Here is a 15,710-nt window from a genome sequence, read left to right on the forward strand (position 1 = left end):
GCCTATTGTTTATTAGCGCTTGTTATAACGGTCAAATGCATCCTGATAAATCTTGATAACCTTGTCGATCCCCATATCCTTGATTTGTTTCACATAGTCGTCGAATTTGTCGAGGGATTCCTTACCCATCACGAACTTGACGAACATTTCTTCTTTGTAGCTTGCAATCGCGGTGACCAGCTTCGCTACTTCCTTACTCTCGTCGACGGTTGGAGTCAAGAAGGTTGGCATGACGTGCTTCGCCGCATCGGTTTCCAGCCAAATCTTAAGCGCCTCATCTTGTTCCGGAAACGTATTAAACGTCTTCCTTCCGTCTCCAAGGAAAGGGCCATTCGGTTTGGTGTATTGCGACACCATTTGTTGGAAGTTGTATTTGCTATCCTTCTGGATTTTATCCGTAAAAGCAGGGGTATTGTTCTTCATCGTGTAGCTGTCGCCTTCAATCCCGAAATTGAAGAGCAGGGCACCCTTCTCACCGTATGCATAATCCATCCATTTCACGGCCAGCTCTGCATTCTTCGTGCCCGCTGTAATCGCCTTGCTTCCGGCTGGAGCGTAGGTGAAATCACGCTGCCCGATAAACGCACGCTCGCCCTGCTTAAGCGTCGGATACTTCGTGGCGACTAGCTGGAACTTCGGATCTGCCTTTTTGCCTGTCTCCATCCAGCGTCCCATTCCCCCGCTTAGCAAACCAACCGTTGCTCCTGAGCTGTTGCTCATCATCTTATTGTCCAGCGCTTTGGAATCGGTATTCAGGGCAAAGTCTTTATCGAGCAGTCCTTCCGCATACCATTTGCGCAGTAAAGTCAGTGCTTCCTTGAATTGCGCATCGATGGGTCCGTATTTCACTTTGCCTGAATCATCGATATAGAACCGATTAGCCGTCTTGTACGCGCCTATGAAGGCATCCTGGATATTCAGTTCATTGTTGTACTGGGCGGTCAGCGGAGCCGATGCACCCTTCTTATCCTTAAACGCCTTCAATACGGTATACCATTCGTCGATTGTCGTTGGCACTGCCAGCTTCAGCTCATCCAGCCAATCCTTACGGATCATCGGTCCACGGAACACGAGACCGTTATCTGGACGAATCATAGGGAACACATAATATTTGCCGCTATCTGTCTTGATCATTTTGTCCAATTCCTTGTTCTGCTGCAGCAGCTTCTTCAGATTAGGCGCATGCTTATCGATCAATTCGTTGAGCGGCATAATAACCTTGTCTGCGATCGCTTTCTCCGGTCCGCCAGGGTAGGAGCTGTTCCAATCATATTCCACTACATCAGGCATATTGTTCGACGCAATCATCAGGTTGAACTGCTCTTTGGACTGTCCGTCTGCCGGGTGGGTATACTTCACTTTTACACCCGTTTCTTTCTCCAGCTGTTTGCCGAATGGAGTCTCTGACAAATTGCTAACAAACGTAATCAAGTTGGTATTCATTTGCTCCCATGAGGTTAACGTCTCCTGCGAGCCGATCGGATACACGGGAGCTGACTGTGCGGAAGAAGCGGCCGGCTTCAGCGTTTCTTTGCTTACCTCCGTATTATCTTTGGAACATGCAGCCAACATGCTGGACGCCAGAACAAGGCTGACTGCGACGCTAACTGGCTTTTTGCCAAAACGTTTTCCCATACCCATCCCCCTGATTATCAAAAGTTAAAATGTGCATCCCTCTGCACCTATTGCCAGTATGGGGCGGTTAACCCCGAAATGAATATATTCAAAACCGTGATTCCATCATCAAAACCTTAACTCGGCGATCTGTAATTTCCTTACTGCGTATGCAAAAAAGCGAAAAGCCGCACAAGGCGGCCTATCCCCTACAAAATCCCTTTATATTTCCCTGGCGTGATGCCCTCGAATTTCTTGAATATCCGGTTAAACGTATTGATGTCCGAATACCCCGCTCTCCTGGCAATCTCCGCAATCGGCAGCTTCTGCTCGGCAAGCAGCTTTTTCGCTTCCTCGAGCCGAATTTTATTAATGAAATCGAGCAGTGCTTCACCGGTCTGGGTCTTGAATTGCTTTGACAAATAGGAGGGGGTAAGTCCGAACGTCTCCCCAATCATGGATATATTCAGATTCTCGTTGCTGTAATGCTGCATGACATATTGGATTACCTGCTGACTAATCGGATTATGCTCCAGCTTACGATCCTCTTCAATCGTCCGGCATACCCGCTCCAAAACATCACTGATCTGTATTTTCATATCTTTAATAGTCTCGCAGGCTATCAAGCGATTAATCGGGTCCACATGCTCCATCACCTTGCGTTTGCTCTCCGTCCCGATCTCGTCCATCGTCTTCAGCAAAGTACTGATCAGATCGAACATAAGGCATTTGGCCAATGGCACTGAGATGGAGGCGTTGCTCACATTGATCGAGATGATCTCCTCCATCAAATCCTTGGAGCGTTGGAAATCGCCAGTCTTCACAAAATTAATGAGCTGCTGTTCCGTGTGCAGAGGGTAATAGTAGCTGCCTCCTGAATAATCAATAGCAATAGCTTGCGTGTGCGGTAGATCCGCGTATCGAATAATCTCCCCGCTGCCCATCACAAGCCGGTACTCCATCGCCTCTAGTGTTTCCTGATAAGCTTGTGGCAGACTGTATAGATCTTGGTGAACTCCGCTGATTGCTATTGTCAGGTTAACGTGAAAATGGTCCAGCAGGAATAGCTTCACTTGCCCTGCCAAGCGAGCCAACTCATGATCAGAAGGGTCCTTCACAAAATTAACGATACAAACCGGTGTATCATCGATCTCCGCAGTGAACGCTTGATGCTGCATGCTGATTACTTCCTCTGTGACGTTGCGAATAATGAAATGCAGCATTTTGAGCTTATGATGATCCCCATACCCCTCTTCAGCTTCGAACTTTCCATAGTTATCAATATGCATGAGCAATACTGCAAAGTAAGGCGTAGCAAGCAGGATATCATGGACAGCAAGCGATTCATGCACGGGAACACTGCGGTCCAGTCGGCCTTTCAACAGCCCTTGGAGAAAATGACTCCTAATCGCGCTATGATTCTGTTTCAGTCGCAGGTCTGATTTCTCCTTCTCTGCAAAAGTATGTTGAAGCGCATCCTCCAGATACATATATTCGTTCGACTGTTCATTATAGGAAACACCCGATCTTAGGGACAAGCTGCGTATAAGCAGGTTGATCGGATTATAGTTACGCTTAAGAAATATATAAGTAACCAGTCCACCGACCGCCAAACACAGCACAATACTGATGTAAATCAGCTTTTTCATATATTTCATTTTCTCATCGAAGAGCTCAGCGGGAATCATAGATACATATTTCCAGCCCGTGGTGCTAGAAGTAGTGTAAGAAACGGCTACCTGGTTTTCCCCAGCATGCTCATAGAAAAATCCATTCTGATTGGTAAGTCTCTCGTATTGCAGAAATCCAGGTGTATGCTCGAAGCCGGTCGAGGCGACCAGTCGATTCTGCTTATCCAGAACAGCGATAGATGCTTGATTGGCGGGAGCAATGTTCTCCAGCAGCTTGGAGTCCTTAATTACGAACAGGATGACAGCGCCAGGCTGATCCGGGTTGTCCAGGATCACCGATTTGGCATATAGGACAGCCTTCACAGGCTTACCGTCCTCCCAAAGCTCCACGGGTGCGTATTCCTGAATATATCTTTTATCAAAAAAAGTCTTCCATTCCTCATAGCTCATGTCTTCCTTCTGGCGCACATATTGGTGTAGGGATCGACTGTTCATACGCTCTCTTGTCGATAGGACGACGTCGCTATTCTTGTAATAAATGTAGATTTGTTCGAGATAATCATTGGCTACTTTGTAGACACGAAGATCATTCGCTATGCTGAATAATTCGTAATAGTCATTATCCGTCAGCGGCTGTGCGGCATTAATGAATCCTGCCACCCGTTTGCTCAGAGCAATCTCTACACTTAATCGTTCCAGCCCTCTAAGGCTGTTGTCGATCGCTTGCTCCATCTGCCGGAGCAAAGACTCGTTAGTCCGGTTAATCTCCGTCTCTACGACATGCCAGGCAGCTGCATATATAATTCCACTGATGATGATCGGAACGAGCAGGACTGATATGTAGGACACGAGCCACGTGACAATTACACTGCGTTTGTGGAATCGCATTCGTTTCAGATTCATCTATGCAGCCCCTCATTATCCCATATTCTCTTCCAGACGCAGCTGTTATTCTTATCGTAGCTTAAGAGCGCACGCTTCCAATATGGGGAATCTACACTACCTGCATAGAAATTCCTCACTTTCATAGCGACTTTGAATTATGATAGACTAAGGCCGGAAGGAGCGTGCTATGCAGTGAACAAGAGTGAAAACGAAGTCATTAAAGGGTATTTCAGCCGCCTGCAGCTGGAGCTTATTGTAGCCAAATACAGCGATCGAGTTCCTGCCGATTGGGGCAGACCTTTACGGGCAGATGAATATCATCGCCTCTATTTCATTATAGACGGAGAAGGCCGGATTGAAGTGGATGGCCATACCTTCTACCCTTCCGCTCGCCAGCTTGTTCTTTTGCCTGCCGGCATTCCTCTGAGTTATTCAACAATTAACTCCAACATCTATAAGAAATATTGGTGCCATTTCTCGGCTAAGGTAGGCAGCTTTCATTTATCCCGATTAATCGATTTTCCTTATTCACTCACAGTTCGTGATACTGCTTATGTAACAGACTTATTCGAGCAGCTTCAGACCGCAAGCCAAACAAGCGGCGATATGACCTCCCCGCTTAAAGTAAATCGAATCTTATTGGAGCTTTTAACCTATTTCATCGATAACATGCCGCCTCAGTCGATCCGGTTATCCTCATCACCCGACACGCGGCGCTCGAACGAAATTCTGCAATACATGGAGGAGCATCTGTCTGATCCTTCAGAGCCTTTGACGCCGAGACGGCTCGCGGAAGCCTTTCATTATAATCCTAATTATTTCAGCCGCTATTTCAAATCCTTATTCCAACTGTCCCCTGGTGAATATATAAATAAAGTCAGAATCGAGAGGGCTAAGCGGCTGCTTACCCAGTCGAATCTGACGGTAGAGGAAATTGCTAGACGAGTCGGATTAGAACGATTCTATTTCTCAAATATGTTCAAGCGTTCGACGAAGCTTTCACCGAGTGAGTATAGGACCATGCATCAACCAAGCGAATATCGCTAATGTGAGCTTATGGGACAAGCTTAACAACCATATTCCATGTTTCTGTAGCATCGGAGAACCCAGTCTTCCCATCCGATACAGCGGCGAATAGATGCGTCGGCTTCCCATCCTGGAACAGTAAGTAGGGACGCTCCATGTTTCCCAGCACTTGGGTGGCGCCATCCTCCCACTGGATATGCCTGGAATGCGCTTTGGTTTCTGCACATAGGCTCCATTGCAAGCCATCGCTCGACTGTACATGAACACCGCCATATTTCTCCCCGCACAGATTGCCATCCATGTCTTTGGCAATCATCTCATAGCCGTCCTCTGTCTTCCATATGAACGGATCCTCCAAATGGAACTCCGGCGGGAAGATCGGGTCTTCACTCAGTACTTTGTAAGGACCTGCGAAGTGGTCCGCACGAGCTGCGCCAATCGTCATTTGACCATGAACATTCCCCTCATACTTACGCGCCTTATAAATAAGCAACACCGACCCGTCCTCATGCACACATGGGGCCGGATTCGACACCAGGAAGCTATCAAACTTACCTGGGCGCGTTGACAGAATCGGTTCATCCAGTCTTGTCCAAGGACCGAACACGCTCTTCGAGCTAGCGAGTCCTATACGCTTATTAGCCCGCGCCACGATACATCTCGGGTCGGCCACCCCGAACCCGTCACCTGGGATAGGATCCGATAGCGGATGCGTGGAACCCATATAATAAAGCAGATACGTATCCTTATGCTTGACGATATAAGGGTTGTGTGTGCTGCGGCCATCCCAATACTCCGCTCCTCGGGCAGGGAGTACGACCTCTTGAAAAAGGTAAGGCCCTTCGGGCTTATCCGCAACGGCTCTTACGATTTCCGATGCGACTAACCATCCTGGATGCATTGGAAGCGACTTTGGCCAGCGTGATGCGAACAGGTGAAAGCGCCCGTCCTCTCCCTGCACGGCTGAACCACACCACACCCAATATCCTTCCATCCGAAAGCCGCTATTACGAGCTATAGGCTGTACAGAGCCGAATAATCCGCTCACAGCGCCCCGACTGCTTGCAGCCAAGCTTGAGCAATCAGAGCATGTCCGGCTGGAGAAGGATGCACGCCATCATGAGCCCAATAACGCGGCTCTGCGCGCATGGACGCGGCTGCGAACAGTCCATCGAGCGGCACAAGCTGTGCTCCGTATTCACGAGCCAGCTCTCGCACAACCGCAATCTTAGGATCGAGATCCTCGCGCCAAGTTTTGCGGTTCTCCGGGTACGGAAGAACGAAGGGTTCGACCAGAACGAGCCTGGCATTCAGCTCCGATCTTGTACGGTCAAGGATGTCGCGATATCCCTTCTCGAATTGTTCAGCGCTTGTCGGATTATTGCTGTCATACTTGCGCCAAGTATCGTTAATCCCGATGTAGATCGAGACCACGGTCGGCTTGAGCTCCAGGCAATCTACCTGCCAACGCTCTTGCAAATTCGTAACACGGTTGCCGCTAACACCTCGATTGATGAACTGCACTTGAAGCTCTGGGTACTTGTGGGCGAATTGACCAGCCGCCATGAACGCATAGCCTTTCCCCAGATCACTCCCGTTCTCTCGGCTGCGTCCGCAATCGGTAACGCTATCTCCTTGAAACAAAACAATGTCATTCTTCTGCAAAAGTGTGCTCATCTCTCGTACCTTCCTTTTTATGTAGAAGTTTAATCGTGCCGATGAAGTAGAGTGCCATTCTGTCACCTATGATTGTACTCCAGATGCAATCTGCGGGGTATAGAGGATTTTGGCGGATTTATAGAAAATAATCACTTTTGTGTATCGAGTGGTTCTAGATTCTCGAAACTATTCCTAAAGAAAACTTAAGAAAATCTGAACAAAATGGAGGCTGCTCGGGGGCCATTCGACTGGACAAATTCTCATTGGTATAATAAATGGAAATTGGATTAGCGGGGGATTAATCATGCTTCGTACGTTTGCCGTCACTAAGGATTGGATGGTCCTGAGAAATGTTTCTTTAGAGGAGATGGCCCGGGAGAAGTATTTGTGGTATTGGGTTGATTTCAACGCGCCTACCGAAGAGGAAGCCATGAATTTGGAATCCCATTTTCATTTCCACTCCCTTGCGATTGAGGATTGCTTCCATCTGCTGCAACGGCCCAAGGTTGACCATTATGGAGACACTCATTTTTTCGTGCTGCATGCGTTAGATCAGGTTGATTTATCCGCACATGAAGTGGATCTCTTCATCGGTGATAACTTTATGGTGACCTTCCATCACAAGGAACTGTTAGAGTTAGATCAGGCTTGGGAACGTATAACCACTCAGAATGATCTCTGGGAAAAAGGACACCTGTACGCGATGTACACCGTCATGGACAAGCTTGTGGATCAATACTTCCCTGCCGTCTATTTGATCGAAGATCAACTGCTCGAAATTGAAACCAGCGGGGTCCAAACGGCGAGCCACAATGTGATGGATGATGTATTCGAGATTCGATCTAAATTATTGAAGCTGAGAAAAACGATTATTCCGATGCGGGATTTGTTGTACAGAGTTATTAATTCGGATCGGATCGCAGGATTGAAGGAACAGCACGTGTACTATACGGATATTTATGATCACCTGCTGAAGCTGGCCGAGATGATAGAAGCGAACCGCGAGATGACGGCCGATATGAGGGACAATTACGTCTCAGTCAACTCCAATCGAATGAATACCATCATGAAAACCTTGACCGTGATCACTACCATTTTCATGCCGCTTACGTTCATTGCAGGGATATACGGAATGAATTTTCTGCATATGCCTGAGCTTGAATGGAAGTGGGGGTATTTTGCTGTACTTGGAGTCATGTTCGGGATCGGTTTTGGAATGTTCGCCTGGTTCAGGCAAAAGGGATGGTTTAAGTAAATGGGCCAAGAAAAAAAGCCCTGGAGCGCAGCAGTTAAGCTGTTCCGGGGCTTCTTGTTGCAATGCGGAGTCATTCGGGGCACATACAAAGGATAACCTGCGGTTAAGCCGGAAAGGCCGCCTTTGTGCGATCAATTTGAGCGAGATGGGTATCTATGTGGCGGAAAAAGCCTTGAAACAGGTCGAAGACGGTCACGATCTTGCTGTCAATCTGACCCGACTTGCCCCAATCCTCAGCAGACAGCCGCTCGTAGAAGAGAGCATTATAGCGTATTGCTGCTTCGAGTATATGGAAAATATCATGAATGTCTATCTCATTCGATTTCGCCGTGGCTACCCAGCCATCCTGTTCGTATTTTATCAAGACCGGTTCGCCTGCTGATTCGGCCACGATTGTGCGGATGCGGATCGAGTGTACAAGGGTAGAATCAACCAGATGGGCGAGCACTTCCTTCACGCTCCATTTCTCGGGTGCAGGTTTCCATGTTAGCTGCTTCTCCGATAATCCTTCCACTCGCTGCCTTAGCTCTACATACGCTACCTTGTAATCCGCAATCGTCTTCACTGCAATTTCGCTCATGTCTGGTAAACACCCCATTCTTCATAGATCGATTCATTGTGCTCCCCTTTGCGTGGGGGTGTGCGATAGATTTCGAACTGATACCCCGTCAGCTTGACAGGATATCCGACTGCTGTAGTGGAGAGGCCGTTCGGCAGCGGCATCTCGTGCAGTAGACCGGACTCCGCTACAGCGGCATCGCTCAGGATGTCAGCGTAATCGTTAATCGGAGCGCAGGGCACCCCTCTCCGGTCGAACTCCGCCAGCCATTCGGCGGCCGTGCGGGTGTTGAACACAGCTTGGAGCAGAGCAGCAAGCTCCTTCTGGTTCTGTGCCCGGAGCGTCTGATTCGCGAAGCGCGAATCGCCTGCAAGCTCCGGCAGAGCTACGGCGGCGCATACTTCGCGCCATAGCTTGTCATTGCCGGCCGCAATGACGAACGGTTTGTCGCTGCCGCGGTAGCCTTGATAAGGCGCATTCCGCGGATGAGCGCTGCCGAGCCGTCGCGGAGCGCGCAGGTTGCCGAAGTATTCGCTCGTCTGCAGAGCGGATATGCCGAGCACAGAAGCAAGCATCGACGTGTCGATGTATGTGCCTTGTCCGGTCTTGGAAGCTTGGAGGATGGCGGCTACTACGGAGAATGCCCCATAGAGACCAGCGGCGAAGTCCGCTACCGGAACGCCGCATTTGACCGCTTCGCCTTCTTCTTCACCAGTAACACTCATAAGACCGCTGATGGCTTGTATGGTTACATCGAACGCCCCCTTCTGTGCGTAGCGCCCTTCTTGCCCATAGCCAGAGATTGAGCAATAGACCAGCTTGGGGTTATCGGCTGAAAGCGACTTATAATCCAAACCGAACTTGCCCAGCACGCCAGGTCGGAAGTTCTCCACGATCACATCCGCTTGCAGGCATAACTTGCGCAGTCGAGCGAGCTGCTCTTGCGAGTTGAAATCGACCGCGATACTGCGTTTATTGCGATTCAGCGAGCTGAAATTAGAGCTAAAGGCCTCTCCCTCCTCATTCGTATAGAACGGAGGCCAATCTCTCATCCCGTCCCCAACATCAGGACGCTCCACTTTTACAACATCCGCGCCTAGATCAGCGAACAGCATTCCTGTGAAGGGTCCTGCCGCAATTTGACCGAATTCAATAACTTTTATGCCGGAAAGAGGACCGTTCCCCGCTAATGTCATGCTCCTTCACCCCTTTCCTCATTTCATTTAAAGGCTAGTCTGATAGATTGGCGTCTCATTGTGATGCTTGGTCACAACACCCCTAGCTAGTCCGGTTGTCACATCGTGAATATACCGGGCTTGCTGTCCGATGTCTGTGCCATATATATGAACCGTTATTGCCGGTCTGTCAAAAGGATTCTCTACCCCATGGATATCATAATCCGGCGGGTATACGTACGAAATATCGCCCTGCCTGGCCGTAACTTCTCCTACTTGCTTCACCGTATACCGAGGCGATGCAGCCTCTCCGTAATCTGTCCGACGGTACCTCCGTTCCACAATGGAGCCTTCATACAAGCCCACCAAGCCCCATACGAGATGGTCGTGGACTGGAGCAACCTGCTTCGGCCCCCAGACAAAAGCTATAACAGAGAACGATTCGTCTGCGGGCTTATAAAGTAAATACTGAGCGTATTTATCCGGAAGCGGTGTCTTAAATTCCGAAGGGATCAGCTCAGGCTGCTGCAGAAGCTTCTCCAGTAAAGGCCGAACCCCATCAATAATCGTCCGACTATCGGATGTATTCTCTAGAACAGCTGCGATATCGATTTCTAATTGCTTCCACACCCGGTGAATCGGAATACTCAAGGCGATCCTCTCCTTTAGATGGTTTCTATTAGCCTAGCGGCAAAATCAGGGTAAATCTCGACCAACCTCTCGTATACAATGTGACGGAGAACGCGGAACTCATCTGCTGTTGGCGGAGCTGCTTCAGGAATAGACTGCGGCAGGGATGGTTGTACATTTAAGTGAAACCCAGTGTTTTGATGCACTATCTCAGTAGTAATACCAGGTGTTACTTCAGTTAACACGAGTTCTCCATGCGAGCCTAGAGGCTTCAAGACACCCAGGGGGGTGTACACACCCTCCAATTGACCGCGACGGTACACAGAGGGCTCAGATCTAGACACACTTGTAACAAAATCTAGGTGTTCCGGGAAGCCTTTGACGGTATGATCGGTCTTGAAAAGGAAAATGCGGCGACACATCAGGTAGACGACCGCTGAGCCCGCACCTCCCGGCAGTCGTACACGGGGATGATCATAGTCGCCAATAACATGAAGGTTAATATTGCCGTATCGGTCAATCTGCGCTCCGCTCAGGAAGAATACATCCACTCCCCCGCGCTGAATAAGGTCGAAAAATTCCTGGGTCCCCTCGAACGGCCAGTCCGGCTGACCGAGAATGAACACGGTAGCTTCCGTTGCGTGTAATCCCTTAGCCAGTAACGCTGCTGCGGCCGGAATCGGGGATTGATTGCCTACAGCAATCACCTCCCCGTCTCGAAGCTGCCTGGATAAGGTGCAGATGAGCTGCAGCTCATCCCTTGCTTGAGAATGTGGTGCTGGTTGTGGTTGCTTAAGCCGGGATATCTGGGTCATTGTCCTCCGCTCTCCTCTTGACGGATGACGATGGTATATTCGCCCAAATCCGCAGGTTCATGCACATACTTACGGAGATATTCCGCCCATCCTTCCTCCGACTTCGAAGCTTCTGCGTACTTATAAATGTGCGCGGTGTCGATCGGATAGCGTCCTGGGCAAGCAGTCGGGTGAGCACCTGCAGGTGCTTGCACAATTGCGGTAATGAACACGGACGGAATCACGCTCCCGCTTTCGCGCTTCAGCTCCTGCGGGGAGACTACTTCCTCCACCGACACGATGGTCCGTCTGGCCGCTTGCGCCAGCAGCCGATTGTTCTGCGACGGATGTGCAATTACATTGCCGTCCGTATCTGCTTTGTAGGCGTGAAAGAGAGCAACGTCCGGCCGAATGCTCGGCACGATGGCGATAGTCTCTCTATCATCGTAGGGGTTGACGATCACTTTGAAATCAGGCCGGATACCCATATAATCCGTACCTAGCAGTCCTCTGACGGGGAGGAACGGAATGTCGCTCGCCCCTGCCTGAAGAGCGGCTGCAAGCGTGGGACAAGCATGCTCCAGTCCCTCGATAGTTCCCCGCTCGAAGCGGCGGCGAAAATGCGCCGCGAAGCCGTACTCGCCAAGTGTCATTTGCGAGAATTCCAGCCGACGCACCGTATCATCGGCCCCGATCAGCAAGTCTGCGTTAATCGCAGCCGCGCCTACGCAGACGACATGCAATCTGCGCTTCCCGCTGCGAATGACCTCGCGGATCAGAGCCATGGGCGACATGTCCATGTTGCCGCTGATGGCAACTATGGAGCCATCCTCGATCCACTGAACAGCCTCAGCAGCCGAGATGAATCTGGGTCTGGATATAGTCATGGAACACCTCCGCCTCCTTCTGCTGCTTCATGGCCGTGGGACTAGTGAAAGCTCCGGTCCGATCGAAGTATTATCCCGCAGCGCGGTATGAACATTGACCGGACGAACAAGTCCAAAGTGGTCGCGCAGCGTCGCGCCTGAATAGTCCTCCCTGAACACTCCCCGATTCTGAAGCTCAGGCACCACTTTCCCTAGCAGGTCATCTAGTCCAGATGACATGTAAGGCGCCATCAGGTTAAAGCCGTCACAAGCCTGCTCCTTGAACCAACGTTCCATCTGATCGGCTACGGTTGCCGCTGTGCCAACCACAACATGATGCGAACGGCTTGCCGCGTAACGTCTGCCAACCTCCGCAAGCGTCAAGCCTTCCTCGCGAGCCTTGCGGATGACATACTGAAACCGCCCGCGACTCCCGCGGATCTTGTCCTCAATGTCTGGAAACGGCCCCTCAAGCGGATGCTGGGACAGATCGTAGTTCATGCTTCCTGACATGAAGCACAGCCCCGCGTTCGGATGAATGAGCTCATTCAGGAGCTCAGCCTTCTCGCGAGCCTCTGCTTCCGTTGTGCCGATAATCGGCATGATACCAGGCAGAATCTTCACGCTGCCCCTCGATCGTCCGTTCTTCACTACACGCGCCTTGACGTCGTCGTAGAACGCCTTGGCCGATTCGATTGTCGGCTGTACAGTGAAGATCAGCTCCGCGTTCTGCGCGGCCAGCTCGCGGAACGTCTCGGACGAGCCCGCCTGGATCAGGATCGGCTGCCCCTGCGGCGGCCGAAGCACATTCAGCGGGCCCGGCACGTTGAACCATCGGCCATGATGGCCGGTGTAGTGCACCTTGGAGCTGTCGGCGAAAACGCCGGTCTCCTTGTTCACAACAAGCGCATCATCCTCCCAGCTGTCCCATAGCTTGCGAACCAGCTCAATGAACTCGGCGGCCCGCTCATAACGGGTCGAGTGGTCGAGATGCTCCGCTCTTCCGAAATTGCGTGCTTCCCCGTCGCTCGTCGACGTCACTACATTCCACGCAACACGGCCTTTGCTCAAATGATCGAGCGTCGCGAACATGCGGGCAATGTGCAGCGGCTCATGATACGTTGTTGATGCGGTAGCCGCAAGGCCGATTCGCTCCGTCGCTGCTCCCAGCGCGCTGATCAGCGTGATCGGCTCGGCTGACAGTGAAGGCCTGTAAGAGACCGACATGTCGTAGCTGCCGCCGTAGATATCGTCAATCGCCAGCTTATCGGCGATGAACATCATGTCGAGCTTGGCCCGCTCGGCTTTCAGAGCAATGCCTTTGTAATAGTCGAAGTCCAAAGGACTGCCCAGATCCGCTTCCGGATGACGCCACCCTCCTGCATGATGGCCGTTCGCAGCTACGAACAGTCCCAGATGCATCTTCTTAATGTCTATTCCTTCGCTCATAGCAGTCTCCCATCCATCCTCGTATTGTTCTTGATGTACGTTTAAGCCGGATAATGGCAAGCCACATAATGTCCTGTCGCCATTTCCAGCAGTTCTGGCGCTTCCGATTGGCATCGTACGGTGGCTGCCGGGCAGCGGGTGTGAAAGCGGCAGCCTGACGGAGGATTGGCTGGAGAAGGCGCCTCCCCTTCAATCGTGACATATTCCTTGCGCCGCTTGGGATCCGGATTCGGAATCGCCGACAATAACGCCCTTGTGTAATGATGGGCAGGATGGCGGAAAAGCTCATCAGTCGGAGCAATCTCCACCAGCTTTCCCAAATACATAACCCCGATCCGATCGGAGATATGCCGGATGATGTTCAAGCCGTGGGCGATGAACAGATACGTCAATCCCAACTGCTCCTGCAGATCCTGCATCAGATTGACCACCTGTGATTGGACGGACACATCGAGTGCGGATACGGCTTCATCGGCCAGGATAAACTTCGGTCTCAATACGATCGCACGCGCGATCCCGATGCGCTGCCTCTGACCGCCCGAGAATTCATGCGGGCGGCGATTGTGCCAGCTCGGGTTCAGCCCGACGAGCCGCATCACTTCCTGCACCTTTTCTAGTTTCTCGCTGCCGGAAAGCGATTCATGCTCGCGCAAAGGCTCGCCAATAATATCAACAACCTTCCAACGGGGATTAAGCGAGCCGTACGGATCCTGGAAGACGATCTGCATATCGCGGCGCGTTTCCTTCCAGCTGCTGCGGCCAAGGTTGTGCAGATCCTGTCCCTGGAACAATACCTGTCCGCCAGTCGCCTTTTCCAACTGCAGCAGCACACGTCCAAGTGTAGATTTACCGCAGCCCGACTCCCCGACAAGTCCGAACGTTTCCCCTTTGCGAATGTCGAAGGAGACATCATCCACTGCGCGAATGAAAGAAGGGGTGCGCTGCAGGAATGATCTGCGGATCGGGTAATATTTCTGCAGATTCTTGATCTCAAACAACACCTCAGCAGGTGAAGAGACAGTCAATCCCTCAAGATGTTGTGTACTCTGCAGCTCCCTCGATGTCAGTCGGCTTGCTGCTCCTATGTCCCTTATTGCCTCTTCCGACACCTGATCAGCATCCCCTGTATCTCCAATGCCGCCTGCAGCAATCAATCGATCCACATGCCAGCAAGCTACCTCACGATCGTCTATCGGCAGCAGCGGAGGTTCCTCCTGAGCGCAGCGATCTGTAGCCAAAGGACAGCGCGGATGAAACCGGCAGCCGCCCGGCAGCTGGGTCAGACTCGGGATCGTCCCGTCTATCGTATACAATCGTTGGCTGCGGTCCTGGTCGAGCGTCACAATCGAACGCAACAGCCCTTGTGTGTAAGGATGATAAGGCTGCTCGAATAATCGGTCGACTGGTGATTGCTCGGCGATTTTACCTGCATACATGACGACAATGCGATCCGCCATCTCGGCTGCAATCCCCAGATCATGTGTAATGAGCAGGATTGACATCCCGAATTCATGACGCAGCTCTTGGAGCAGAGCGAGAATTTGCGCTTGGATGGTCACGTCGAGCGCTGTCGTCGGCTCATCTGCGATGAGCAGCTCCGGGCCGCAAGCGAGCGCAATGGCGATCATGGCGCGTTGGCGCATCCCGCCCGATAGCTCATACGGATACTGTTTCATGCGAATCTCCGGCTCGGGAATGCCAACCCTGCGCAGCAGCGTCACAGCTTCTGCTTCCGCCTGCCTCTTCGTCACCGGCTTGTGACGAAGAATAACCTCCACGATCTGGTACCCGATCGTAAATACAGGGTCGAGCGCTGTCATCGGCTCCTGGAAGATCATCGCGATCTTCTTGCCCCGAAGCTCACTGATTTCCTTGCGCGACAGTCCAGCCAAGCTCTGACCATCCAGTTCAATATCTCCGTGCGATATTCGCCCGTTATCGTAATCGATCAGCCTCATGATCGATAGAGAAGTGATCGTCTTGCCGCTGCCGGATTCTCCGACGAGACATACAATTTCTCCTTTTCGAATCTGCAGGCTCACTTTGTTTACCGCGTTCAGTTGCCCGTCAGGTGTCTGGAAATCGACAGAGAGCTCTTTTATGTTAAGCAGTTGCTTCATATCCATCACCTCCAACATTTGTGAAGCAAATGCCATTCATAGGCTAT

General features: G+C 51.2%; 13 protein-coding genes. 2 read left to right on the forward strand and 11 right to left on the reverse strand.

Translation table 11 applies throughout. From position 1 onward, the window contains the following. Positions 1–12: 12 nt before the first annotated feature. Positions 13–1,635 carry an extracellular solute-binding protein gene (locus AC58QD_RS08305; RefSeq protein WP_497331945.1) on the reverse strand — a complete coding sequence of 541 codons (1,623 nt, stop codon included), beginning with the start codon at positions 1,633–1,635 and terminating at the stop codon, positions 13–15. Between the two features lie 188 nt (positions 1,636–1,823). After that, the gene (locus AC58QD_RS08310; RefSeq protein ID WP_497331947.1) at positions 1,824–4,148 is read right to left on the reverse strand and encodes a helix-turn-helix domain-containing protein; all 2,325 of its coding nucleotides are present in this window, start codon (positions 4,146–4,148) and stop codon (positions 1,824–1,826) included. Between the two features lie 174 nt (positions 4,149–4,322). Here AC58QD_RS08310 and AC58QD_RS08315 point away from each other — a divergent pair, with 174 nt between their 5' ends. After that, the gene (locus tag AC58QD_RS08315; RefSeq protein ID WP_497331949.1) at positions 4,323–5,177 is read left to right on the forward strand and encodes an AraC family transcriptional regulator; all 855 of its coding nucleotides are present in this window, start codon (positions 4,323–4,325) and stop codon (positions 5,175–5,177) included. A gap of 7 nt (positions 5,178–5,184) precedes the next feature. On the opposite strand, the gene AC58QD_RS08320 is transcribed toward AC58QD_RS08315, so the two are convergent. After that, positions 5,185–6,204 carry a glycoside hydrolase family protein gene (locus AC58QD_RS08320; protein WP_497331951.1) on the reverse strand — a complete coding sequence of 340 codons (1,020 nt, stop codon included), beginning with the start codon at positions 6,202–6,204 and terminating at the stop codon, positions 5,185–5,187. Continuing rightward, positions 6,201–6,833 carry an SGNH/GDSL hydrolase family protein gene (locus AC58QD_RS08325; RefSeq protein WP_497331953.1) on the reverse strand — a complete coding sequence of 211 codons (633 nt, stop codon included), beginning with the start codon at positions 6,831–6,833 and terminating at the stop codon, positions 6,201–6,203. Before AC58QD_RS08325 ends, AC58QD_RS08320 begins: the two co-directional genes overlap by 4 nt. Positions 6,834–7,119: 286 nt before the next feature. Between AC58QD_RS08325 and corA the strand changes: the two genes are divergently transcribed. Then, positions 7,120–8,070 carry a magnesium/cobalt transporter CorA gene (gene corA / locus AC58QD_RS08330; RefSeq protein ID WP_497331955.1) on the forward strand — a complete coding sequence of 317 codons (951 nt, stop codon included), beginning with the start codon at positions 7,120–7,122 and terminating at the stop codon, positions 8,068–8,070. Between the two features lie 103 nt (positions 8,071–8,173). Here the strand turns inward: corA and AC58QD_RS08335 are convergent, their stop codons facing one another. Genes AC58QD_RS08335 through AC58QD_RS08365 form a run of 7 tightly spaced genes read right to left on the reverse strand, consistent with a single transcriptional unit; the run spans position 8,174 to position 15,681 of the window. Beyond that, positions 8,174–8,650: a DinB family protein gene (locus AC58QD_RS08335; RefSeq protein WP_497331957.1), complete on the reverse strand. Its 477-nt coding sequence runs from the start codon at positions 8,648–8,650 to the stop codon at positions 8,174–8,176. Next, positions 8,647–9,825: a CaiB/BaiF CoA transferase family protein gene (locus tag AC58QD_RS08340; protein ID WP_497331959.1), complete on the reverse strand. Its 1,179-nt coding sequence runs from the start codon at positions 9,823–9,825 to the stop codon at positions 8,647–8,649. Before AC58QD_RS08340 ends, AC58QD_RS08335 begins: the two co-directional genes overlap by 4 nt. Positions 9,826–9,852: 27 nt before the next feature. Further along, the gene (locus tag AC58QD_RS08345) at positions 9,853–10,455 is read right to left on the reverse strand and encodes a cysteine dioxygenase family protein (RefSeq protein ID WP_497331961.1); all 603 of its coding nucleotides are present in this window, start codon (positions 10,453–10,455) and stop codon (positions 9,853–9,855) included. 14 nt (positions 10,456–10,469) lie between these two features. Further along, positions 10,470–11,249 (reverse strand): CoA-transferase, encoded by a 780-nt coding sequence (locus tag AC58QD_RS08350; protein WP_497331963.1) that lies wholly within the window; start codon positions 11,247–11,249, stop codon positions 10,470–10,472. Beyond that, complete coding sequence (locus AC58QD_RS08355) at positions 11,246–12,115, reverse strand: CoA transferase subunit A (protein WP_497331965.1); 870 nt, start codon at positions 12,113–12,115, stop codon at positions 11,246–11,248. The genes AC58QD_RS08350 and AC58QD_RS08355 overlap by 4 nt, the downstream gene beginning before the upstream one ends. 27 nt (positions 12,116–12,142) lie before the next feature. Further along, positions 12,143–13,543 carry an LLM class flavin-dependent oxidoreductase gene (locus AC58QD_RS08360; protein WP_497331967.1) on the reverse strand — a complete coding sequence of 467 codons (1,401 nt, stop codon included), beginning with the start codon at positions 13,541–13,543 and terminating at the stop codon, positions 12,143–12,145. 41 nt (positions 13,544–13,584) lie between these two features. Further along, positions 13,585–15,681, reverse strand: coding sequence for an ABC transporter ATP-binding protein (locus AC58QD_RS08365; RefSeq protein WP_497332178.1), 2,097 nt, complete (start codon positions 15,679–15,681; stop codon positions 13,585–13,587). Positions 15,682–15,710 lie beyond the last annotated feature (29 nt).

The sequence above is a fragment of the Paenibacillus sp. J2R1T-4 genome, assembly GCF_059692235.1.